The 22,089-nt window shown below is 67.2% G+C and carries 17 protein-coding genes and 1 tRNA gene; 11 read left to right on the top strand and 7 right to left on the bottom strand.

Translation table 11 applies throughout. The annotated features are described in order from the left end of the window. The first annotated feature begins 4 nt into the window (after nucleotides 1-4). From ACXJKM_RS24640 to ACXJKM_RS24610, 7 genes are all read left to right on the top strand, one after another. Nucleotides 5-970, top strand: a complete 966-nt coding sequence (locus ACXJKM_RS24640; protein WP_457355874.1) for a cupin-like domain-containing protein — start codon at nucleotides 5-7, stop codon at nucleotides 968-970. A gap of 14 nt (nucleotides 971-984) precedes the next feature. Then, a complete protein-coding gene (locus tag ACXJKM_RS24635; RefSeq protein ID WP_457355873.1) occupies nucleotides 985-3,222 on the top strand; it encodes a DUF6445 family protein in 2,238 nt (745 codons plus the stop codon). Nucleotides 3,223-3,392: 170 nt separating this feature from the next. Beyond that, on the top strand, nucleotides 3,393-4,319 hold the full coding sequence (gene hemC / locus ACXJKM_RS24630; RefSeq protein WP_457355872.1) for a hydroxymethylbilane synthase: 927 nt from the start codon (nucleotides 3,393-3,395) through the stop codon (nucleotides 4,317-4,319). Then, on the top strand, nucleotides 4,316-5,056 hold the full coding sequence (locus tag ACXJKM_RS24625; protein ID WP_457355871.1) for a uroporphyrinogen-III synthase: 741 nt from the start codon (nucleotides 4,316-4,318) through the stop codon (nucleotides 5,054-5,056). Before hemC ends, ACXJKM_RS24625 begins: the two co-directional genes overlap by 4 nt. 16 nt (nucleotides 5,057-5,072) lie before the next feature. Next, nucleotides 5,073-6,218, top strand: coding sequence for a uroporphyrinogen-III C-methyltransferase (locus ACXJKM_RS24620; RefSeq protein WP_457355870.1), 1,146 nt, complete (start codon nucleotides 5,073-5,075; stop codon nucleotides 6,216-6,218). A 13-nt stretch (nucleotides 6,219-6,231) separates the two neighbouring features. Continuing rightward, nucleotides 6,232-7,479 (top strand): heme biosynthesis HemY N-terminal domain-containing protein, encoded by a 1,248-nt coding sequence (locus ACXJKM_RS24615; RefSeq protein WP_457355869.1) that lies wholly within the window; start codon nucleotides 6,232-6,234, stop codon nucleotides 7,477-7,479. An 81-nt stretch (nucleotides 7,480-7,560) separates the two neighbouring features. Then, nucleotides 7,561-7,637 (top strand) — tRNA-Arg (locus ACXJKM_RS24610). Nucleotides 7,638-7,704: 67 nt separating this feature from the next. Here ACXJKM_RS24610 and ACXJKM_RS24605 read toward each other — a convergent pair. Next, nucleotides 7,705-8,739 carry a CaiB/BaiF CoA transferase family protein gene (locus ACXJKM_RS24605; protein ID WP_457355868.1) on the bottom strand — a complete coding sequence of 345 codons (1,035 nt, stop codon included), beginning with the start codon at nucleotides 8,737-8,739 and terminating at the stop codon, nucleotides 7,705-7,707. Between the two features lie 14 nt (nucleotides 8,740-8,753). On the opposite strand from ACXJKM_RS24605, the gene greB reads away from it, so the two are divergent. Next, on the top strand, nucleotides 8,754-9,323 hold the full coding sequence (greB, locus tag ACXJKM_RS24600) for a transcription elongation factor GreB (RefSeq protein WP_457323559.1): 570 nt from the start codon (nucleotides 8,754-8,756) through the stop codon (nucleotides 9,321-9,323). Here greB and ACXJKM_RS24595 read toward each other — a convergent pair whose 3' ends face one another. The 5 genes from ACXJKM_RS24595 to gmk form a co-directional block, all read right to left on the bottom strand. Next, nucleotides 9,324-10,802 (bottom strand): tetratricopeptide repeat protein, encoded by a 1,479-nt coding sequence (locus tag ACXJKM_RS24595; protein ID WP_457355867.1) that lies wholly within the window; start codon nucleotides 10,800-10,802, stop codon nucleotides 9,324-9,326. 163 nt (nucleotides 10,803-10,965) lie between these two features. Continuing rightward, a complete protein-coding gene (locus ACXJKM_RS24590) occupies nucleotides 10,966-14,733 on the bottom strand; it encodes a TonB-dependent receptor (protein ID WP_457355866.1) in 3,768 nt (1,255 codons plus the stop codon). 253 nt (nucleotides 14,734-14,986) lie between these two features. Then, the gene (locus ACXJKM_RS24585) at nucleotides 14,987-17,245 is read right to left on the bottom strand and encodes a RelA/SpoT family protein (protein ID WP_457355865.1); all 2,259 of its coding nucleotides are present in this window, start codon (nucleotides 17,243-17,245) and stop codon (nucleotides 14,987-14,989) included. A 207-nt stretch (nucleotides 17,246-17,452) separates the two neighbouring features. Beyond that, nucleotides 17,453-17,656, bottom strand: a complete 204-nt coding sequence (rpoZ, locus tag ACXJKM_RS24580) for a DNA-directed RNA polymerase subunit omega (protein WP_056195325.1) — start codon at nucleotides 17,654-17,656, stop codon at nucleotides 17,453-17,455. Nucleotides 17,657-17,679: 23 nt separating this feature from the next. Next, a complete protein-coding gene (gene gmk, locus ACXJKM_RS24575) occupies nucleotides 17,680-18,300 on the bottom strand; it encodes a guanylate kinase (RefSeq protein ID WP_457355864.1) in 621 nt (206 codons plus the stop codon). Between the two features lie 309 nt (nucleotides 18,301-18,609). Between gmk and ACXJKM_RS24570 the strand changes: the two genes are divergently transcribed. Next, nucleotides 18,610-19,236 (top strand): Sua5/YciO/YrdC/YwlC family protein, encoded by a 627-nt coding sequence (locus ACXJKM_RS24570; RefSeq protein ID WP_056195332.1) that lies wholly within the window; start codon nucleotides 18,610-18,612, stop codon nucleotides 19,234-19,236. 16 nt (nucleotides 19,237-19,252) lie between these two features. Here ACXJKM_RS24570 and ACXJKM_RS24565 read toward each other — a convergent pair whose 3' ends face one another. Continuing rightward, nucleotides 19,253-20,167, bottom strand: coding sequence for a YicC/YloC family endoribonuclease (locus tag ACXJKM_RS24565; RefSeq protein ID WP_457355863.1), 915 nt, complete (start codon nucleotides 20,165-20,167; stop codon nucleotides 19,253-19,255). A 32-nt stretch (nucleotides 20,168-20,199) separates the two neighbouring features. On the opposite strand from ACXJKM_RS24565, the gene ACXJKM_RS24560 reads away from it, so the two are divergent. Both ACXJKM_RS24560 and ACXJKM_RS24555 read left to right on the top strand, forming a co-directional pair. After that, nucleotides 20,200-21,168, top strand: coding sequence for a serine/threonine protein kinase (locus ACXJKM_RS24560; protein WP_056195338.1), 969 nt, complete (start codon nucleotides 20,200-20,202; stop codon nucleotides 21,166-21,168). After that, nucleotides 21,168-22,076: a PP2C family protein-serine/threonine phosphatase gene (locus ACXJKM_RS24555; RefSeq protein ID WP_056195341.1), complete on the top strand. Its 909-nt coding sequence runs from the start codon at nucleotides 21,168-21,170 to the stop codon at nucleotides 22,074-22,076. The genes ACXJKM_RS24560 and ACXJKM_RS24555 overlap by 1 nt, the downstream gene beginning before the upstream one ends. Nucleotides 22,077-22,089: the final 13 nt, after the last annotated feature.

The following is a 22,089-nucleotide window of genomic DNA, read 5'->3' as shown; positions in this document are numbered from 1 at the left end:
TGATGTGAGCGCCGAAGCGATCCCGGCAGACGTGCTCCAGTCCACCCAGCCCGTGCTGATGCGCGGCTTGGTCGGGCGCTGGCCGCTGGTGCAGGCCGCGCAGCGGTCCGACGCCGATTTTTGCGACTACCTGCGCGGCTTCGGCGCCGACACGCGCCTGGCCCTCTGGCGCGGTGCGCCGGAGATCGGCGGGCGCTTCTTCTACAACGCCGACTTCACCGGCTTCAACTTCCGGCACGAGACCCACACCTTCGGCGCGCTGCTGGACGAGCTGCTGGCCGGCACGCCGGACGCCCTCTACCTCGGCTCTACCGGCATCGACCACTGCTTTCCCGGCCTGCGCCCGCCCAACGACCTGCCTGCGCTGGCGCCCCTCAACCCGCATGCGAGCATCTGGCTGGGCAACCGCATGCAGGTGGCCGCGCATTTCGACCTGCCGGACAACATCGCCTGTGTCGTCGCGGGCCGGCGCCGCTTCACGCTGTTCCCGCCCGAGCAGGTGGCCAACCTCTACATCGGCCCATTGGACCTGACGCCCGCCGGCCAGCCGATCAGCCTCGTCGATCACGCGCGTCCCGACCTCGACCGCTTTCCGCGTTACGCGCAAGCGCTGGAGCATTCGCAAACCTTCGAATTGCTGCCAGGCGATGCGCTCTTCATCCCCAGCCAGTGGTGGCATGCCGTGGAGTCGCTGGAGCCCATCAGTGCGCTCGTCAACTTCTGGTGGCGGCAGTCCCCGGCCTTCATGGACGAGCCGATCAACACGCTGTTGATGGCCCTGCTATCGCTGCGCGACTTGCCACCGGCCCAGCGCGATACCTGGCGCGCGCTGTTCAACCACTACGTCTTCGACGCCGATGAACAGACGGCGGCCCACATCCCGCCCGCCGCGCGCGGCATCCTCGCGCCGATGACCGACAACAGCGCCCGCCAGCTGCGCTCGATGCTGCAGAACCGACTCAAACGATGAGCTCATCCACGACCATGACCACCGCTCCCAAACCCATCCGTCGCGTCGTCATCGCCGGCGGTGGCACCGCCGGCTGGATGGTGGCCGCCGGCCTGTCCAAATGCCTGGGCAAGCATTACGACATCCGCCTCGTCGAGTCCGAGGAGATCGGCACGGTCGGCGTCGGCGAGGCGACGATCCCGACGCTGCACATCCTGCACGAGATCCTGGACCTGGACGAGCGCGAGTTCATCCAGGCCACGCAGGCCACGTTCAAACTCGGCATCAGCTTCGAGAACTGGCGCAACGTCGGCGAGAACTACTTCCACTCCTTCGGCAAGACCGGCAAGGGTCACTGGACAGCCGGCTTCCACCATTTCTGGCTGGAGGGCCGCAAGCGTGGCCTGGCCAGCGACTACGGCGACTACTGCCTGGAGCTGCGTGCCGGGCTGGACAACCGCTTCGCGACGCTGCCCGACAACGGCATCAACTACGCCTATCACTTCGACGCCACGCTGTACGGCCAGTACCTGCGCCGCTTCTCCGAGGCCCTGGGCGTGCAGCGCATCGAAGGCAAGATCGCCAAGGTCCACACCGACGCCACCAGCGGCGACATCACCGGCCTGCAACTCGACGGCGGCGCGCTGATCGAAGGCGACTTCTTCATCGACTGCACCGGCATGCGCGCGTTGCTCATCGGCGAGACGCTGGGCGTGCCCTACGAGAGCTGGTCGCACTGGCTGCCCTGCGACAGCGCGCTGGCGGTGCAGACCACGCTGGTCGGCGAGCCGGTGCCCTACACCCGCGCCATCGCCCACCCCTGGGGCTGGCAGTGGCGCATCCCGTTGCAGCACCGCGTCGGCAACGGCGTCGTGTTCAGCAGCAAGCACATCAGCGACGACGAAGCCAAGGCCGCGCTGCTCGCCAACGTGCAGGGCGAGGTGTTGCGCCAGCCGCGCGTCATCAAGTTCACACCGGGCCAACGCGAGCAGGTCTGGAAGAAGAACTGCGTTGCCATCGGCCTGGCCAGCGGCTTCCTGGAGCCGATCGAATCCACCAGCATCCACCTGATCCAGAAGGGCCTGACCCGGCTGATCGAGCTGTTCCCGACCGACGGCGTGCGCCAGAGCGACATCGACGAATACAACCGGCAGACGCAGGAGGCGATCGAGGTCGTGCGCGACTTCATCATCCTGCACTACCACGTCAACAACCGCACGGACTCGACCTTCTGGCGCGACTGCCGCGAGATGGAGGTGCCGCCGCTGCTCAAGCACCGCATCCAGCATTTCCGCGACACCGCCCGCATCATGCTGAGCCAGGGCGAGCTGTTCGCCGAGAACTCCTGGGTGCAGGTCATGATGGGGCAGGGCATCCAGCCCGCCAGCCACCACCCCATCACGCGCAACATGGACAACCGCAACCTTGCGGAGTTCCTCGGCGACATCCGCAAGGACGTGGCGCGCACGCTGATGAAGCTACCCAAGCACCAGCAGTTCATCGACGGCTTCTGCTCCGCACCCAAGCTCGACCTGGTCACGAACAAGCCCGTCGTCGGCCCCGAGCTGCGCATCAACCCCAACGCCCGTCTGGAGACGGTGCAGTTGTCCAACGGCGCGACGGTCTATGTCGTCGACGATTTCGCGCAAGACCCCGAGGCCCTCGTGGCGCTCGCCCAGGCCCAGGCCGACCAGTTCCAGGCGCCTGCGGGCCATCCCTATCCCGGCCCGCAGCTGGCATTGCCGGATGGCATCGCCGCCGCTCTGGGGGGCTATTTCGACCAGCACCTGCGCCCCCGGCTGGGGGCCGGCCCGGGGCTGGGCATGTTCGGGCGCTTCTCGCGTGTCACCCAGGACGCCACGACGCTGGACCCGCGCCAGCGCATCTGCCACCGCGATGACTCCGCCATCGAGCCGGGTGAGGTGATCTCGGCGTCCGTGCACTATCTGTTCAAGGACGAGCAACTGGGCGGCACCGTGTTCTTCCGTTCGCTGATGTCCGACGTCGAAACGCGCCAGTTCATGCGCGACTCCAACACGCTGGACAGCAGCGCCTTCAGCGACAAGTACGGCATCGCGCCCGGCTACATGACCGAGAGCAACCGCTACTTCGAGGTCATCGGCCGGGTGCCGGCCAAGTGGAACCGAGCCATCTTCTACAGCGGCAGCATCTTCCATACCGGCGACATCAATTGGCCCGCTGCCAAGGCCGGCTACCAGACCGGCATGGGCCGCCTCACCATCAACGCCTTCTTCAAGAACCGCATGGCCTGAGGCCCCTCGCCCTGTCTCGCGCCGCTGAACGCGGGCGGGCCTGGTCGGTCCCCCGAGGGGACGAGGCCACCTGCAGCATTGAGCCGCAGGTGGCCTCAGTCGGGCCGGCTTGGGAGCGGCCCGGCGCTCGGCCCGGAAGACGTGACCCCACGGCCTCGATAATCGAGGCCATGACGACTTCCATCACCATCGCCACGCGCGAAAGCCGCCTGGCGCTGTGGCAGGCCGAGCATGTGCAGGCCCGTCTCGCCGCCGAGCTCGGCATCACCGCCACGCTGCTGGGCATGACGACCCGCGGCGACCAGATCCTCGACCGCACGCTGTCCAAGATCGGCGGCAAGGGCCTGTTCGTGAAGGAGCTGGAGACGGCGCTGGCCGAAGGCCGCGCCCAGCTCGCCGTGCATTCGCTGAAGGATGTGCCGATGGAGCTGCCCGAGGGCTTCGTCCTTGCGGCCGTGCTGGAGCGCGAAGACCCGCGCGATGCTTTCGTTTCCAACGACTACGCCTCACTGGCCGAACTGCCCGAGGGCGCGGTGGTGGGCAGCTCCAGCCTGCGCCGCGTGACCCAACTGCTCAGCCTGCGCCCCGACCTGCGCGTCGAGCCGCTGCGTGGCAATCTCGACACGCGGCTGCGCAAGCTCGACGAGGGTGGCTATCACGCCATCGTGCTGGCGGCGGCCGGCCTCAAGCGCCTGGGGCTCGCCAACCGCATACGTGCCCTGTTTGATATCGGCCAGATGCTGCCGTGCGCGGGGCAGGGCGCCCTGGGCCTGGAGATCCGCGCCGATGACGGTGCCTTGGCCGAAGCCCTGGCCAAACTCATCCATCAGCCGACGCTGTTGGCCTGCGAGGCCGAGCGCGCCGTGTCGCGTGCGCTCGGCGGCAGCTGCAGCCTGCCGCTGGCGGCCCACGCCCGCTGGCAGGGCGCGACGCTGTGCCTGGACGCCGCCCTGGGCCATGCCGAGGCCCACACCTCGCCGCTGCTGCGTACCAGCGTCACGGGTGACGTGGTGGCGACCGATGCGGCCCAGGCCCTGGGCCAGCAGGCCGCTGCACGCCTGCGCGAACTGGGCGCCGGCTCCTACCTGCCTGGATGACGACCCTCATCGTCACGCGCCCACGGCCGCAGTGCGCGGCCTGGCTGGCGCGCCTGGCCGAACTCGGCGTCGAGGCGGTGGCGCTGCCCCTCATCGAGATCCTGCCGGCCCGCGATCCGGCAGCGGTCGTCGCGGCCTGGGCCAGCCTGCCCGATATGGACCTGGCCGTCTTCGTCAGTCCCAATGCCGTCGAGCAGTTCTTCCGCCACGCCGACCGCCCGTGGCCAGTCCACACGCTGGCCGCCTGCGTCGGGCCGGGCAGCGCCCAGGCGTTGATCGAACGCGGCGTGCCCGCGGGCCAGATCGTCCAGCCCGCAGCGGACTCAGCCAGCCTGGACTCCGAACACCTCTGGCAACAACTGTCACCCCGTCGTGCCTGGGCCGGCGCCCGGGTGCTGCTGCTGCGCGGCGATGGCGGCCGCGAATGGCTGGCCGAGCAACTGACGGCCGCTGGCGCGCGCGTCGAAACCGTGACGACCTATCACCGTGCCGGCCCCCGCTTCGAAATGGCCGAGCAGGCATTGCTGGACGCCATTCGCGCAGAGCCCACAGCCTTTGTATGGCTGTTCAGCAGTGCCGAGGCCGTCGGCCACCTGCAAGGCATGGACATGAACCAGCAGCGCGCCATCGCCACCCATGCCCGCATTGCCGAAGCTGCCCGGGCGGCCGGCTTCGATCCTGTGGTTTTGGCGCGACCGGCCCCTGAAGCGGTGACTCAGGCCCTGAAAGGCCTCTGACAGAATCCATCGCACTGTGAGTGAGCCTGAGCTGAATCCCCCTGCTGTCGCCGCGGCCGAGCCCGCCGCGCCGCCACCGTCCCCTTTCGCCCCCGCGCTGCCGGTCTGGCTGCCCTGGCTGCTGGCCCTGCTGGGCGCCGCCGTGCTGCTTTGCGTCGTGCTGGCCTGGCAGAGCCTGTCGCGCCAGCAGTCGCTTGAGCAGGAGCTGGTGCGCCGCCAGGAGGCCAGCCAGGCGCAGGCCACCGAGGCGCGGCTGGCTGCCAAGCAATCCGCTGAGCTGGTGCGCGACACGGCCGCCAAGGTCTCGCTGCTGGACGCCCGTCTGGCCGAGGTCGCCCTGCAGCGCGGCCAGTTGGAGGAGCTGATCCAGTCCATGTCCCGCTCGCGGGACGAGAACGTCGTCGGCGACATCGAGGCTGCCATCCGCGTGGCCCTTCAACAGACCCAGATCACCGGCAGCGCCGAACCCTTGGTGGCCACGCTCAAGCAGGCCGACGAGCGCCTGCTGCGCTACAAGCAACCGCGCATGGAAGGCATACGCCGCGCCGTCGCGCGCGACTTGGACCGCGTCAAGGCGGTTGCCGTCGTCGACGTGTCCACGCTGACCATCAAGCTCGACGAGGTCGTGCGCATGGCCGACGAGCTGCCGCTGGTGTCGGGCAACGAGCCCGCGCCCAAGCAGCGCGACGAGCGCAATGGCGACGCCGCCAAGGAGCGCGAGCGCGCGCTGAAGCTGCAGCGCGAGCAGGCCGCCGCGGCGGCTGACGGCAAGGTCTCGCTGTGGTGGTGGCAGGCGACCCAGCAACTCTCCAGCTGGACCGGTGTGGTCTGGGGCGAAGCCCGCACGCTGCTGCGCGTGACCCGCATCGACCATCCCGAGGCGGCACTGGTCTCGCCCGATCAGAGCTTTTTCCTGCGCGAGAACCTGAAGCTGCGCCTGCTGAACGCCCGCCTGGCGCTGCTGAGCCGCCAGTTCGACACCGCTCAGTCCGACCTTCGTGACAGCCAGGAAATGCTGAACCGCTACTTCGACACCCGTTCGCGCAAGGTGGCCAGCGTGGCCGAGCTGCTGCGCCAGGTGTCAGGCCAGGCGCGCCAGGTCAGCGTGCCGCGGCCGGATGACACGCTGGCTGCGCTGACCGCCGCCGCGGCCGGTCGATGAAAGGACGCTGATCATGCGTCTCGTCATCTGGCTGGTCCTGCTCTTCGTCGTCGCCGTCGTCGCGGCACTGACCCTGGGCAGCAACGATGGTCTTGCCAGCTTCTACTGGGCCGGTTGGCGGGTCGACATCTCGCTCAATCTCTTCCTGCTGCTGCTGGTCGCCAGCTGCTTCGCCCTCGTCACGGCCATCCAGGCCATCGAGGCGCTGACGACCCTGCCCAAGCGCGCCCGCGAGTGGCGGCTGGCGCAGCGTGAGCGCAGTGCCCAGCTCGCCCTGCGCGAGGCTCTGGTCGAGCTCTTCGGCGCCCGCTTCAGCCGCGCCCAGAAAGCGGCGCAGAAGGCCCTCAACATCCAGTCCGCCACGCCCGAACTGGCGGCCGACCAGTCCTTCATGGCCCTGGCCCACTTGCTCGCCGCGGCCAGTGCCCACCGCTTGCAGGATCGCCGCCATCGCGACGAACAGCTCGCGCGCGCCCTCGACCTGGCGCATCGCACCAGTGGCGCACGCGCACAGGAAGACGGCGCTCGGCTGCTCGCCGCCGAATGGGCCCTGGACGACCGCGACGCCACCCGCGCACTGAGCGTGCTCGGCGAACTGGCCCCCGGTGTCGCGCGCCGCACCCAGGCCCTGCGCCTGCGGCTGCAGGCGTCGCGCCTGGCTCGCCAGCCGCTGGATGCGCTGCGCACCGCGCGCCTGCTCGCCAAGCATCAGGCCTTCTCCAAGGTCGCGGCCCAGGGACTGTTGCGGTCGCTGGCCTTCGAAGCGCTGGACGGCGCGCGTGATGTCGACCAGCTGCGCTCGATCTGGCAACAGCTCGATCCGGCCGATCGCCGTGATCCCCTCGTCGCCGCGCGTGCCGCGCAATGCGCCGGCCAACTCGGTGCGCCGGACGACGGTCGCGGCTGGCTGCGGCCATTCTTCGATGATCTGGCCGAATTGCAGTCTGACGACCGTGCGGCGCTTGCCAATGCGCTCGTGCCGGTGCTGGCTGGCTGCGGGCCTGACTGGCTGCAGCGCCTCGAGTCAGCGCAGTCGCGTTTCCCACGCGAGCGCGCTCTGGCCTATGCGCTGGGCCATGCTCTTGCGGAGCGCCAGCTCTGGGGCAAGGCGCGACTGATGCTTGAGACGGCAGCCGACGACGTGACGATGCCCAGCCCGGCCCGCCGTCGCAGCTGGCTGGCACTGGCGGCGCTGGCCGAGCAGGAAGGCGACGAAAATCGCCGCGCGCGCTGCTTCGAAGCCGCCGCGCGCCTGCCCTGATGGCGGCTGCCCAAACTATTTCTAAAAAAGCGCCAAAGTCTTGTCGGGCCCCTGAAAATCTGGCTATACTGTGAGGCTTCAGCGGCTGTAGCTCAGTTGGATAGAGTACTTGGCTACGAACCAAGGGGTCGTGGGTTCGAWTCCTGCCAGCCGCACCAAAACAAGAAGAAATGGAAACACCTCAGAGGTTCAAGCCTCTGGGGTGTTTTTCTTTGTGGCGCCGAATCAGCGGCTGCGCGAAAAGCGTGGTGCAGCGGCCGGTTGCCAATGGCCGCTCTCGGTCTGCGTGAAGCTGCCGCGCGCCAGGGCGTGCGGATGCAGCGGCGCTTCGGCCAAGGTCAGCACCGGCGCGAAGCAGACGTTGCTCCCCTCCAACTGGGCAGACCATTCATCACGCGTCTTCTCGCGCAGGCGCGAAGCCACGCGCTCGCGCAGCGCTGGCCACTGGCTGCGATCCTGTTGGGCGGCGGGATCGACGTCATCCAGCCCCAGGCGCTGCAGCAACTCGGCATAGAACTGCGGCTCCAGCGCGCCGATCGACACGAAGCTCCCGTCGGCGCATTCGAAGCAGTCGTAGAAGGGCGAGCTGTGCAGGAAGAAGTTCTGTTCGGGCTTGTCGCTCCAGCGGCCTGCGGCGCGCAGCGAATGCAGCAGGCTGGACAGCAGGCCCACGCCGTCCACCATGGCCGCGTCCACCAATTGGCCGCGGCCGCTGCGCTGGGCCTCCCATAAAGCGGCCATCAGACCAAAGGCCAGGAACATCGCGCCGCCGCCCATGTCGCCGATCAGTGTGGCCGGGATGCTCGGAGCGACGCCGGCACGCGTGGCCGCGGACAGTACGCCCGTCACCGCGACGTAGTTGATGTCATGGCCGGCGGCCTGGGCCAGCGGCCCTGTCTGGCCCCAGCCCGTGACGCGGCCGTAGACGAGGCGCGGGTGGCTGGTCTGGAAGACCTCGGGCCCGAGGCCCAGGCGCTCCATGACGCCGGGACGAAAGCCTTCGATCAGCGCATCCGCGCCCTCGATCAGCGCACGCGCCTCGGCCAGGCCGTCCGTCGTTTTCAAGTCCAGGCAGGTGCGTCGTTTGCCCCGATCCAGACCCGTGCCGGTATCCAGCACTCGGCCACCGGGGCGCTCGATGACCAGGACATCGGCGCCATGGTCGGCCAGCAGCATGCCGGTCAGCGGGCAGGGGCCGATGCCGGCCATTTCAATGACGCGCAGGCCGGCCAGCGGGCCGGCGGAGGGAGGGGCTTGCATCGGACAATGTTGTCATGAACAAGGCCTTCACCAAGGAATCCGACACGGCCGACGATGACGATGGCGACGGCCCCTCGCTGCCGGCGCTCCCAGCTGGCACGCGCAACTATCTGACGCCGGCTGGCTATGCGCGGCTGCGTGCCGAGTTCATGGAGCTGCTGGACGTGGAGCGGCCGCGCGTCGTGGAGGTCGTGTCCTGGGCGGCAAAGAACGGCGACCGCTCGGAGAACGGCGACTACCTCTATGGCAAGAAGCGGCTGCGCGAAATCGACCGCCGGCTGCGCTTCCTGACCAAGCGGCTGGACATCGCCGAGGTCGCCGACCCGAGCGTCCATTACGGCAGCGAACAGATCTTCTTCGGCGCGACGGTGACCTATGCCAACGCCAAGGGCGAGGAGAAGACGATCACGATCAAGGGCATCGACGAGTCCGACAGCCTGGCCGGCGAGGTCAGCTGGATCTCGCCCATCGCGCGCACGCTGCTGAAGGCACGCGTTGGCGACGAACTCAATCTCGTGACGCCGGTGGGCGTCGAGAAGATCGAGGTCGTCGAGGTCGTCTATCCGGCGCCGGCAGGCGGCTGATCAGGATTTCTTCGCCGGCGGTTTCAGCATCGCGTCGGCGCGGGCCTTTTCGTCCGGACTCAACCGCGCGGCGATGCTGGGCAGGGCCACGGCGGCCTGCTCGTGGCCCATGGATTTGCTGAGGCTGCACCAGGCGTAGGCGGCAGCCATGTCCTTGTCGCCGCCCTGGCCCTGCGCCAGCATGACGGCAAGGTTGAACATCGCATCCGGCTGGCGGCGCTGGGCGGCGGCCTGGAAGAACTGGCGGGCTGTGGCGAAGTTCTGCGGCACCACCTCACCGCGATAGAAGTAGGTGGCCAGCGCGTTCTGCGCGTCGGCGTTGCCCTTCAGCGCGGCGTCCTTGTAGAGCACGACCGCGCGTTCGGGCGCGGGTGCCGGCAGGCCTTCGCCGAGGTCCATCATGCGGGCGGCGGCGTAGGTGCCCTCCAGGTGGCCAGCCTTAGCGGCGGCGGCGAAGTAGGCACCGGCGCGCTGCAGGTCCAGCGGCACGCCGTCGGGCTGGCCGGGCAGTTGGTGGTGGTACAGCTGTCCCAACATGTACAGGGCGGTCACGTCACCTGCCTCGCCGGCGGCCTGCAGGTAGGCCAGCGCGGGCTTGGCGTCGGGCTTGGTGCCGATGCCGCTGAGGTGGGCCTGGGCCAGCAGCGTGCCGGCGGGCTCGAAGCCGTAGTCCAGCGCCTTGCTCCACCACTTGTAGGCCTGCACCGGGTCTCGCTTGGTGCCCTGGCCGGTGAGGTAGATGCGCGCCAGCAGCAGCGAAGCCTCGACGCGGGTGTTGATGTTGTCGGGCTTCTGGGGATCGAACTTCAGGCGGTCCGCGGCCGGGTTGTAGGACGCGTCGACCACTTCGTGCAGCCACTCGATGGCCTTGGGCGTGCTGCGCGGCGTGCCCAGGCCCATCAGGTGGATGCGGCCCAGCATCATGGCCGCTTCTTCATAGCCCAGCTTCTTCCAGCCCTCTTCAAACCTGGCGCGGGCCTCGGTGTAGTTGCCCGCTTCGTAAGCCTCGAAGGCCTGGGTGAGCGACTTGTCCTTGCGGGCGATCCAGTTGCGGCCGGCGGCGGCGCGGCGGTCACCGGGACCGCACCCGGTGGAGGGCGCCATCAAGTCTGGCGCCGTGTCGACGGCGGGTTCCAGCGAGCTGCCAGCGCTGGCGGTCTTGGCATTGCCTTCGGGGCTGAGGTCGCTGAAGCGCTCGGCCTCGTTGGACGGGCTGTCCGACAGCTTGAAGTCACGCATGTAGGCCAGCGTGACGGGGTCGTCGGCAGCCGAGTAGCTGCTCATGAAGGCGCAGGACCGCGCGTATTCGCGTGACAGCACCTTGCTCTTGGCGGCGTCGATCATGGACGGATCGACGCTCTTGTCGCGCTGGCCTGTCACCTTGACGGCGTCCAGCGTGTTGGGCGCCCCGGCAGGCGCACTGGCGGCGGCCAACTGCGCCTGGCTGGCCGGGCAGGCCAGCGCGAGGCACAGCGCCACGCCGACGAGCCCCAGGTATTCGGGCCGAGCGCCGGGCCGCTCCCAAGCCGGCCCGCCATGGCGATGTGCTCGCGGCTCGATGCCGCGAGCATCGCCGTCCCCCCGGGGGACCGACCGGGCTTGCCCGCGTTCAGCGGGGCAAGACTGGGCGAGGGGTTTCATTTCAACGCGGGCTGCGCAGCGTCATGCCCACCATGTAGCGGCGGCCGTTGTAGCCATCGCCATAGATGCTGGGAATGCCGTCGGCATAGTCTTGATAGCCGCCCGTCGTGGTCTGCGTGCGCTCCCCGGTGAGGTTGCGGACGTCCGCGAACAGCTCCAGGCCGTTCTTGAACCGATAGGAGACCTTGGCGTCAATGAAGGCGGTGCGGCTGCCGAAGATGGGGGCGCCCGGGTTGTAGCTCGTCGGTGCGCCGCGGAAGCTGGTGCCGATGGACGGGAAGTTGTTAACGCCCACGCTGGTTCCGGTGTTCGGCGTGAACACGAAATAGCGCGCGGCCACCACCTGCATCGCCACGCGGGCCTGGAAGCCGCCGTCGTCGTACCACAGCGAGGCATTCCACGAATACTTCGGCTCGTTGACGACCGGCAGGATTTCGCCGCTGATGAGGTCCAGCGTCGGCGCGCCCTGGGTCGAACGCACGCGGCTGTAATTGGCGTCCACGCCGGTGTAGCGCAGGATGGACGGCAGGAAGGTGAAGGCGGTCCTCACGCCAAGCTCCAGGCCGCGGCGGGTCGACGCCGGGGCGTTGTCCCACTGGGCGAACGAGAAGTCGATGTCCTTCAGCGGGGTGCCGGTGATCGGGTCGACCGCATTGCTGGTGGCGAACACCTTGTTGTTGTTGCGGAAGACGCCGATGGTGGGCGCTCCGATCAGGCCCTTCTGGCGGAAGACGCCGACCGACACGCTGGTGTCGCGATTGGCATACCACTCCAGCGACAGGTTCTGGTTGACGTTGGTCTGCGGCTTCAGCGCCGGGTTGCCGAGCGTGCCCGAGCAGCCCTGGTCGGGGGCACTGTCGTCCGGATCGGCTGATTCCTCCACGATCTGGCTGTTGGAGCAGACGACGTTGGTGCCGCCCGAGGGCAGCAGCTTGGACACCGGCGGGCGGGCGATCGTCTTGCCGAGGGAGTAGCGCAGCGCGACTTTGTCGACAACGGGCCACAGCACCAGGTTCAGCGAGGGCATCACGTCGGTCGACTTGGCCTCGACCGATGCGTTCTGCGAGAAGGTGTTCGACACGAAGCCGGCGGGGGCCGTCGGGTTGTTGATATCGAAAGCGGCGGTTTTGCGCACCGAGCGGAAGGTCAGGTAGCCGGTGCCGGTCACGTCGGTCTGCACCACGCGCACGCCGAAGTTGCCTGCCAGTTCCATACCGAAGGGCAGGGCCCAGTTCGTGAACGGCACGCGGTCAATCTCGAAGTCCGTCATCAGATAGGCGGCCTTGGACTTCTCGGTGAACTTGGTCATCGGCATGTCGTAGACCTTGCCGTCGCTGGCCGTGCAGGTGCGGAAGCAGTCCAGACGCACCGGGATGCCGGCAAGCTGGAACATCTTGTCGACGTCGAGCTGGTTCCAGCCGTCGATCAGCGTCGCCGGGCGGTCCTTGGAGCCGCCGTAGAACTGGCCGGCCGGGGCCATGGTCAGCGTCTGGCGGATCAGTTCTTCGTACTGCGCCTTGGTGAACGTGTTGGTGCCCGCCACCACGCTGCCGGTGCCGTTGTTGAGCTGGTTGTTGGGGATGTAGCCGTAGGCGCAGGGCTGGCCGTTCGCGGCCACGGAGCCGGCGGTGTTCTCGCAGCCGATGACGTTCCAGCGCGTGTTGACGCCGGGCATGTAGACGCCCGGCACGAAGCCGGCCGTGCCGAAGGTGCCGACCGGGTCCTTGATCGTGCCGCCGGCGCCGCTCCAGGTGGTGCCGCCGGTGTCGCGGTAGTTGAGGCCGCCCTTCAGCGAGGTCAGGAAGGGCACCTTGTCGACCAGGTTGTAGGCCAGGTCGACCTTGCCGGTTTTTTCGGTGCTCTCGGTGTCGAAGGAGCGGATGACCAGCAACTGCGTGTTGTTGGTGTACTGCGCGCGCTGGGCTGCCGTGTAGGCCGGCACGGAGACCGGGTTGGTCGCCGAGGCCGGGAAGGCGGCCAACGCCACGGCCGGGTTCAGCGTGGAATAGAGCGGGAAGTTGAGCTGCTCGTTGTTGTTGCCGTTGGGCAGCGTGAACGACCAGATGCCATTGGGCTGCAGCGCGAAGTTGCCGATGCCGTACACATAGCTGACGGAGGCGCGGCGGTCATAGCGCATCGCGGTGGACTTGGTCGAGCCGCCCATCGCCTGCACGCTGAGGCGGTCGCTCTTGTATTCGCCGCCCAGGATCAGCGTCTTCGAATCGGTGTCGATGCTGCTGAAGATGGTGTCCGTGCCAAAGGAGCCGTTGTTGGTCGAATAGCTCGTCAGGTGATGCGAGGAATCGACCGTGTAGCCTGGCAGCACGTTGGTCGTCGTGCCGAGCACCAGCGGCGCATTGTTGGCGCGGAAGGAGTACGAGTTGGGCAGCAGGGAGGCGTAGGCGCTGGATGCCGGGTTCAGTGTGCGGACGTTGGTGGTCGTGTTGTCGAGGAAGGTGGGAACAGGGGTCGCCGGGGTCGTCTGGTTGAAGGCCGTGTTGCTGCCCACGCCGAGGAAACCGACGATGTCGTCGACATGGCGCTTGTTGAGGCTGAGCTTGCTGTAGACGGTCAGCTGATCGTTGACCTTGAAGTCCAGCCGCACGTCGCCGCCGCTGCGCTTGTCGTCCTGGCTCTTGAAGTTGTAGCGAAAGCCCGCCGTTTGCGAGGGCGAGTAGTCATTCCACTGGTTCAGGCAGGTGATCTGCTCGTTCTGGCGCTGCGTGTAGGCCGCAGTGCGGCCAGCGGCGACCATGAGGTTGGTCTGGGCCGTCGTCAGATTGGGGAAGGTGGTGAAGCAGTCGGCCTTGGTCTGCGCTGCGGCTGACTTGGTCAACAGCTCCAGCGGCGTGGAGGCGTTGAAGTTCCCGCCGGCGATCAGCGGCGTGATCTGCATCGGCGTGTTGATGGTGTCGCCGTTGGCCGTCGCCGGGTTGAAGGTGAAGGTCTTCTCTGGCGAGCCGTCGAAGTCGCCCAGGCGCACCAGGCCCTGCTGGTTGTTGCTGCCGCCCTGTGTGACGCCATGCTGCTCACTCTTGTAGCGCGACTTGTTCAGGTTGACGATCACCCCCAAGCGCTTGTCCAGGAACTTGTCGGCCAGCACCAGGTTGAAGTTGGGCGTGTTCTGCTTGTTCAGGTCGCTCTGCGTGGCGGCGGCGCGGAACGAGTAGAAGGGCTTGTCGAAGTCCAGACCCGTGCGGGTCGTGATGATGATGCCGCCGCCAAGCGAACCTTCCGTCATCGCGGCCGTGGAGCCCTTGATGACGTCGACGCTCTTGATGAGGTCGGAAGACAGCTCGCGGAACTCGGTGCCGCGGCCGTCGCCGCCGCCCAGCAAGTCGGTGCCGGCGCCCGAACGCACGGCCATGCCGTCCATTTCGACGCGGGTCAGCTCGGGGCCGTTGCCGCGGATGGATACGTTCACACCTTCGCCGAAGTCGCCGCGGTCCAGGGCCACGCCGGCGATCCGGGAGATGGCCTCGCCGATGTTGCGGTCAGGGAAGGCGCCGACGTCCTCGGCCACGATGGAGTCCTGGGCCGTGGCCGCGTGCTTCTTGCGGTTGATGCTGGACTGCTGCGACTGGCGCGTGCCGACCACCAGCACGGTTTCAAGTTCCTGCACCGGGGCGCCTGGCTTGCGCGCCGCCGGCTTGGCGTCTTCGGGCTTGGCGCCGTCGCCGCTTTGCTGGGCGAGGGCGGATTGCTGGGCCATCAGGGCCAGGGCCATGGAAACGGCGGTTGCCACCGCAGGCTTGTTGAACTTGTTCACGTGTCTTCTCCGCGCTCCGGTGGGATCCCGGGCTTGTTGTGGGTCGGGTCGCTGCGGGTCGGATAGAGGCGCTTTTGCACCGTCTTCCCGGGCCGCGGCGCGACCTTAAGCAGCCGCCGTAACTCGGAGAAATTCGTTTTGTCTCGTTTGCTATCCCGAAAAGAAATACCGGGCCCAGAAACACTGGTTAACCCCAGGAAGCGAATAGAAACAGTCACGGCCGTGATTGGCCGCAGCGCCCTCGGCGCACGTCCTACGGCTTGACGCGCCAGACGCGCTGAACGGGCGCGGTGCGGCGCAGCACGCGCAGCACGTCGGCCAGGTGCAGGCGATCCCGCACGGCGATGAGCAGCGTCATCTCGGCCGTTTCGCGCAATTGCGCCTCGTCGCTCATCGAGATGTGGGTGATATCGGCCTCGGCCTGGGCCACCGCCTGGGCCACCTGGGCCAGCACGCCCTTGCCGTTGGCCATCAGCAGCGCGATGCCGGCCTCGAAGCTGCGGCCCAGCTCCTCGGCCCATTCGACCTGGATCCAATGCTCGCTGTCGCGCTGGAAGAGGCGGCGGCCGATGGCGCATTCGCAGGTGTGCACGATAAGTCCTTCGCCGCGCCCGAGGTAGCCGCGTACTTCGTCGCCGGGGATGGGGCGGCAGCAGCTGGCCAGCTGCACGGAAGCGCCCTCGTTGCCGTCGATGGTCACGCTGCCCTGGTTGGACGGCGCCTCAGCGAAGCGGCCGAGCGTCAGCGCCAGCGCATCGGGCTTTTGCCCCTGCTCGGCCATCAGTCGGGCCAGCTTCTTGGCAATGATGGTGGCAATCTTGCGGCCCGCGCCAATGTCGACGAGGAGCTGCTCGGTGTTTGCACTACCGGCCCAGCCGGCCAGCTCATGCCAGATCGGCGCAGCCGGGTCGTCCAGCTCCAGGCTGGGCAGCCCGAGGCCTTCCACGCGCATCGCCTGGGCCAGCATCTTCTCGCCCAGTTCGCGTGACTCTTCCTGCTCCAGGTCCTTCAGGTAGTGGCGGATCTTGGAGCGGGCCCGGCCGGTACGCACAAAGCTCAGCCAGGCCGGGTTGGGGCTGGCGCCTGGCGCGGTGATGATCTCGACGATGTCGCCGCTGCGCAGCTCGGCGCGCAGCGGCACGGCCTCGCCATTGACCTGGGCCGCGACGCAATGGTCGCCGACGTCGGAGTGGATGGCGTAGGCGAAGTCCACCGGCGTCGCGCCCTTCGGTAACGCCATGATCTTGGACTTGGGCGTGAAGACGTAGATCGCGTCCGGGAAGAGGTCGATCTTGACGTGCTCGAGGAACTCGTTGGCGTCACGCGTCTCATCCTGGATGTCGATGAGGCTTTGCAGCCAGCGCGCATTGGCCTGCTGGGCCACCAGCGCCGACGCCTGTTTGCCGCGGCTCTTGTAGATCCAGTGCGCCGCCACGCCCTGCTCGGCGATCTGGTGCATGCCCTCGGTGCGCAGCTGGAATTCCAACGGCGTGGCCAGCGGCCCCATCAGCGTCGTGTGCAGGGACTGGTAGCCGTTGTCCTTGGGCGTGGCGATGTAGTCCTTGAAACGACCGGCTTGCGGCTTGTAGAGCTGGTGCAGCACGCCCAGGGCCGTGTAGCACTGCAGCGGCTCCTCGGTCAGGATGCGAAAGCCAAAAATATCGCTCACCTGGGCAAAGGACAGGCCGCCCTTTTCGCGCATCTTCTTGTAGATGGAATGGACCGTTTTCTCGCGCCCCTGCACCTCCACGCGCAGGCTGGCCTTGGCAAAGGCGGCGCGGATCTCGGCCTCGATGCGCGACACCAGGTCGCGCCGGTTGCCGCGCGCCTTGCCCACCGCCTTGCTGAGCGCGGCATAGCGCCAGGGGTGGAAATACTGGAATGACAGATCCTGCAGCTCGCGGAAGGTCTGGTTCAGGCCGAGGCGGTGGGCGATGGGCGCATAGATGTCGAAGGTCTCGCGCGCGATGCGGCGGGCCTTGTGCGGCGCCATCGCGCCCATGGTGCGCATGTTGTGCAGGCGGTCGGCCAGCTTGATGAGGATGACGCGCAGGTCGCGCGCCATCGCCAGCAGCATCTTGCGGAAGGACTCGGCCTGCGACTCCTCCTTGGTGGAGAACTGCAGCTTGTCCAGCTTGGTCAGGCCGTCGACCAGATCGGCCGTCGTGGCGTCGAACTTCTCGATCAGCTCGGCCTTGGAAACGCCGCAGTCTTCGACCACGTCATGCATCAGCGCCGCCATCAACGCCTGGGCATCGAGTCGCCACTCGGCACAGATGCCGGCGACGGCGATCGGGTGGGTGATGTAGGGCTCGCCGGTCGCCCGCTTCTGGCCCAGGTGGGCCTCGTCGGCGAACTTGTAGGCCTCACGCACGCGCTTGACCTCGGCCTTGCTCAGGTAGCCGAGCTTGGGAGCGAGGGCATCAAAGGAAGCAGCTTCCGCCTGCGTGGGCGGCGCCGCCTGGCGCAATCCAGGCAGCGTGAACCAGGCGGTGAGGGAGCGTTGGGCCATATGGTCCCGAATTTAGCCGATGAAAACTGTTGGCCCCTCGTCCAGGGAATACCTGGCCGGCCCCTCGCGGGGACGGCGATGCTTGTAGCGTTGAGCCACAAGCACATCGCCATGGCGGGCCGGCTTGGGAACGGCCCGGCGCTCGGCCCAAACTCCGAAATGCAAACGGGCGCCCGAGGGCGCCCGTGTGGCAGCAGGGGACGGTGCTTAGACCGGAACCTTGCGCAGCATCTCGATGCCGACTTCGCCGGCGGCAATTTCACGCAGGGCGGTCACGCCGGGCTTGTTCTTGCTCTCGATGCGGGGGCTGTGGCCCTGGCTCAGCATGCGGGCGCGATAGGTGGCGGCCAGCACCAGCTGGAAGCGGTTCGGGATCTTGATCAGGCAGTCTTCGACGGTGATGCGGGCCATGGTGTTCCTTGGAGAAAAGCGGATCAGGGCAGATCGAGCGCCTGAAAGACGGCAGAGCGGTTGCGCCGCTGAGCCAGGTATTTTAGCCGCTGCGCGTGGACGATGGATTTGAGGTCGAAAACGGCGGTGTCGAACACCGCATTGACGACGACAAAATCGAAGTTCTGCGCCTGCGCCACCTCGAGGCGCGCATTGGCCATGCGCTTGGCGATGACCTCGGGTTCGGTGTCGCCGCGGCGGTTCAGGCGTGACTGCAATTCKTCCCAGCTCGGCGGCAGGATGAAGATCAGCACGGCATAGGGGAAGAGCTGCTTGATCTGCAGCGCACCCTGGAAATCGATTTCGAGCACGACGTCGTCGCCATGCTGCATGCGCGCCTCGATGGCGGCACGTGAAGTGCCGTAGAGGTTGCCGTGGACCTCGGCCCATTCGAAGAAATCACCGCGCTCTGCCATCGCGCGGAATTCCTCGGGCGTGATGAACCAGTATTCGCGGCCATGCTGTTCCTGGCCGCGCGGCGCGCGCGAGGTGTGGGAGATGGAGACGGCCAGCTTGGCATCCAGCTCCAGCAGCGCCTTGACGAGGCTGGACTTGCCCGCGCCGCTCGGTGCGGCGACGACGAAAAGATTGCCGGGATATTCCATGGAGAAGTGGGCTTGGCGTGCCGGGCCGGCTTGGGGCTGAAGGCTAAGTGCCTGTCAGCCCTGCGGATTTCTCGCGCCGCCCGGTGGGTGATGGGTGCGAACTTTAGCTCGGACGCCGCCCGGCGCCGCCTGCACGGAGCGGCGATGGCTGCCCTATTTGGCAATGCAGGCCCGATTGCGAGTGCCCGACGACCCCGTGCGTCGTCAAGTCTTGACCTCCGGCAGCGCCACAGCGGCTTGTCCGACGCGGGCGTCGGGTGGCTTTTCTTATCGTCGTGGCGTGTCCATGTGACATCACGAGGTCCCACGATGCGCCGCTTTCTTCGCCACGAGGTCCATCCTGACAACCCGCAAGCGCGCCTGCTCCAGGCGACTGCGGACAGGCTGCGCGCCGGCGCGATCGCCGCCCTGCCGACGGCGGCCGGGTATCTGATGGCCTGCCGGCTCGACGACAAGGCGGCCGCGGCCCGGTTGCTGCGCGTGGTGGACGAGCGCCAACCCGTCATGCTGTTGTGCCGCGACCTCGCCCAGGCGGCCACTTATCTGCGCATCGACGACCGCGCCTTCCGCGCGGTCAGGGATGCCGAGGCGGGTGCCGCTGCCTTCCTGCTGCGCTGCACCCACCGCGTGCCGCGCCGCCTTGCTGCGGCGGCTGGCGGCGCAGGCTTGCTGTATTTCGGCGCCCATCCGGTCTGCCAGGGCCTGTTGGGCCTGCTCGACGAAGCGCTGCTCGTCACGCCGCCGCTTTGGGGGCAAGGCGCAGAAGACCTCGACCTGCTCCCGATTGATGCCCAGGCGGTGCTGGACGTCGCCCTCGACGTCGGCTCGCTCGAACCCCAGGATCTGGCGTGGGTGGAGCTGTTCCAGCCGTCCCGGCCGAGCCTGGCGCGTTGGCCCGTTGGCGTGGCGCAGTCCGAGGTGCGGATGGCCGCCTGAATGACCTGCCCAAAACCTATTCGATGTTTTGCACCTGTTCGCGCATCTGCTCGATCGCGACTTTCATTTCGACGGAAATATTCGTCAATTCCAGCGCGGCGGATTTGGAACCCAGGGTATTCGCTTCTCGATGTAATTCCTGAATCAGAAAATCCAGGCGTTTGCCGAGTTCGCCGCCCTTTTTAAGCAGGCGGGTCAGCTCTTCGAGGTGCGCCCGCAGCCGCCCGAGTTCCTCGGCCACGTCGATTCGGATGGCAAAGGCTGCGGCCTCGTTCAGCGCGCGCTCCTGCAAAGCTTCCTGTGGCACGCTGCTGCCGGCGCCTGTGGTAGCCAGCGCTTCCTGCCAGCGCTCCAGGAAGCGCTGCTGCTGGCGCGCGACGACGGCGGGCAGCAGGGGTTCGGCCTCGTCGGCAAGCACGCGCAGCCGCGCAATGCGTTCGTTCAGGATGGCCACCAGCTTCTCGCCCTCGCGCTCGCGGGCCTCGGCCAAGCCCTGCACGCAGGCCTGCGCAGCCTCCAGCGTCGTAGCGTCCAGTTGGGCTGGGGCCGCCGTGCCGCTCTTGCACCAGTTCAAGGCTTCATGAACGGACAGCGGCGCGGCCTTGGGCAGCCAGGTGAGGACCTTGGCTTCCAGGCTGGCCAGGCGGTTGAGCTGTTCGGGCTGGGGTTGTGGCCAGGCGCCATCGGCGTCGCGCTGGGTGTTGATGCGCAACTCGATCTTGCCGCGCTTGAAACGTGCCGCGATCAGCTCGCGCAATTGGGGTTCGAGGCCGCGCATTTCCTCGGGCATGCGCATGGACAGGTCCAGAAAACGGCCGTTGACCGACCGCAATTCCACGCTCACTGAAGCTTGCGCTGAACTGTTGCCGTCCTCGGCTTTAGGGGGTTGTGCCAGGGAATTGGCGTACCCGGTCATGCTGTAGACTGGCATTTCGCATCTCGCAAAACAGACAAAACGCGATTATGTCCAAGCCGAAGCCGGCGCCCTTGCCCGCAGGCACGGTGGTTGGGGGCTATCAGATCATCAAGCGGCTGGCGGCGGGCGGTTTCGGCGTGGTGTATCTCGCCGAGGATCCCGACCACCATCTGGTCGCATTGAAGGAATATCTGCCCTCGTCGCTGGCCGAACGTTCGCCCGGCGAACTGACCCCTCGCGTCAAGCCCGAGAAGCAACCGCTATACCGACTCGGCCTGAAGAGCTTCTTCGAAGAGGGCCGTTCGCTCGCGCAGATCTCGCACCCCAGCGTCGTCTCGGTGCTGAATTTCCTGCGCGAGAACGAAACTGTCTACATGGTCATGAACTACCTGCAGGGCGACACCCTGCAGGACTTCATCGTGACCGCGCGCGATATGAAGCGCGACAAGGTCTTCCGCGAGTCAACCATCCGCAGCCTCTTCGACGAGATCCTGCGCGGCCTGCGCATCGTCCATCAGCACAAGATGCTGCACCTGGACATCAAGCCGGCCAATATCTTCATCACCAATGACAACAAGGCCGTGCTGCTGGACTTCGGCGCCGCGCGCGAAGTGCTGAGCAAGGAAGGCAACTTCATCCGCCCGATGTACACGCCGGGCTTTGCGGCGCCCGAGATGTACCGCCGCGACGGTAGCTTGGGCCCCTGGACCGACATCTACGCCATCGGCGCGTGCATCTATGCCTGCATGCAGGGCTACCCGCCCAATGACGCGCCGCAGCGGCTGGAGAAGGATCGCCTGTCCTTGAGCCTGTCGCGCCTGCGCAATGTCTACTCGGACAACCTGCTCGAGGTGACCGAGTGGTGCATGTCGCTGGACGCACTGTCGCGCCCGCAGAGCGTGTTCGCGCTGCAGAAGGAACTCGCTCGTGAGACCGAAAGGCGCTACACCAAGCTCAGCTTCAGTGAACGCCTCAAACTCCAGCTTGAAAACCTGAAGTCCGGAGCGAAAGCCTGATGCGATTCAATGTCTTCCAGGTCAGCCGTCGCGGTGGCCGTGAGACCAACGAAGACCGCATGGGCTATTGCTTCACGCGGGAGGCGGGACTGTTCGCGCTGGCTGACGGCATGGGCGGCCACCCGGAAGGTGAAGTCGCGGCCCAGATCGCGCTGCAGACGTTGGCCGCGCTGTTCCAGCAGGACGCCCGCCCGGTCATCGAAGACCCACAGCGCTTCCTGCAGGAAACCATCGTCATTGCCCATCAGCAGCTGCTGCGCTATGCCGAGAGCAAGGGCCTGCACGACACGCCGCGCACGACAGTCGTCGCCTGCATCCTGCAGGGCAACCAGGCCTGGTGGGCGCATTGCGGCGATTCGCGCCTGTATCTCGTGCGCGCCGGCAAGCTGATTGCCCGCACCCGCGACCATTCCTATTCCGAGTTGCAGGAAGCCCTGGGCCGCGTGTCCCGCGGCGGCGAGCCTTTCAATCGCAACGTGCTCTTCACCTGCCTGGGCAGCCCCGGCAAGCCCATGGTGGACTGCCAGGGGCCGCTCATCATGGAGGCCTCGGACCGCATCCTGCTGTGCTCCGACGGCCTGTGGGGCAGCGTGGAGGACGGCGAGATCGTTCAGCACATGGCTGACCAGGCCATTACCGAAGCTGTGCCCGAACTGGTCGAGCAGGCCCTGCGCCGCGGCGGCGCGCGCAGTGACAACGTCACCGTGCTGGCCGTCGAATGGGAAGGCGAGGGCGAGCCCAGCGGCGAGACCACGCAGAATCTCGGCAATTCCGGCTTTGCGTCCACCATCCAGGGCGCCCTGGACGCCGACCTTGTCGCCGGCATGGACGACGAGGAGATCGAGCGTTCGATACGCGAGATCAACGAAGTCATTCGCCAATCGGGCCGCGGCGCCAATCGCCGCTAACTCTCCTTTTCTC

It is taken from the genome of Roseateles sp. P5_D6, from assembly GCF_054049415.1.
This window is presented reverse-complemented; position numbering and strand designations above follow the sequence as displayed.

Bases quoted from the DNA above. Each gene is read 5' to 3' on its own strand.
- ACXJKM_RS24635 (WP_457355873.1), top strand. From the start codon at position 985: ATGACCACCGCTCCCAAACCCATCCGTCGCGTCGTCATCGCCGGCGGT.
- hemC (WP_457355872.1), top strand. From the start codon at position 3,393: ATGACGACTTCCATCACCATCGCCACGCGCGAAAGCCGCCTGGCGCTG.
- ACXJKM_RS24625 (WP_457355871.1), top strand. From the start codon at position 4,316: ATGACGACCCTCATCGTCACGCGCCCACGGCCGCAGTGCGCGGCCTGG.
- ACXJKM_RS24615 (WP_457355869.1), top strand. From the start codon at position 6,232: ATGCGTCTCGTCATCTGGCTGGTCCTGCTCTTCGTCGTCGCCGTCGTC.
- ACXJKM_RS24605 (WP_457355868.1), bottom strand. From the start codon at position 8,739: ATGCAAGCCCCTCCCTCCGCCGGCCCGCTGGCCGGCCTGCGCGTCATT.
- greB (WP_457323559.1), top strand. From the start codon at position 8,754: ATGAACAAGGCCTTCACCAAGGAATCCGACACGGCCGACGATGACGAT.
- ACXJKM_RS24585 (WP_457355865.1), bottom strand. From the start codon at position 17,245: ATGGCCCAACGCTCCCTCACCGCCTGGTTCACGCTGCCTGGATTGCGC.
- rpoZ (WP_056195325.1), bottom strand. From the start codon at position 17,656: ATGGCCCGCATCACCGTCGAAGACTGCCTGATCAAGATCCCGAACCGC.
- ACXJKM_RS24570 (WP_056195332.1), top strand. From the start codon at position 18,610: ATGCGCCGCTTTCTTCGCCACGAGGTCCATCCTGACAACCCGCAAGCG.
- ACXJKM_RS24565 (WP_457355863.1), bottom strand. From the start codon at position 20,167: ATGCCAGTCTACAGCATGACCGGGTACGCCAATTCCCTGGCACAACCC.
- ACXJKM_RS24560 (WP_056195338.1), top strand. From the start codon at position 20,200: ATGTCCAAGCCGAAGCCGGCGCCCTTGCCCGCAGGCACGGTGGTTGGG.
- ACXJKM_RS24555 (WP_056195341.1), top strand. From the start codon at position 21,168: ATGCGATTCAATGTCTTCCAGGTCAGCCGTCGCGGTGGCCGTGAGACC.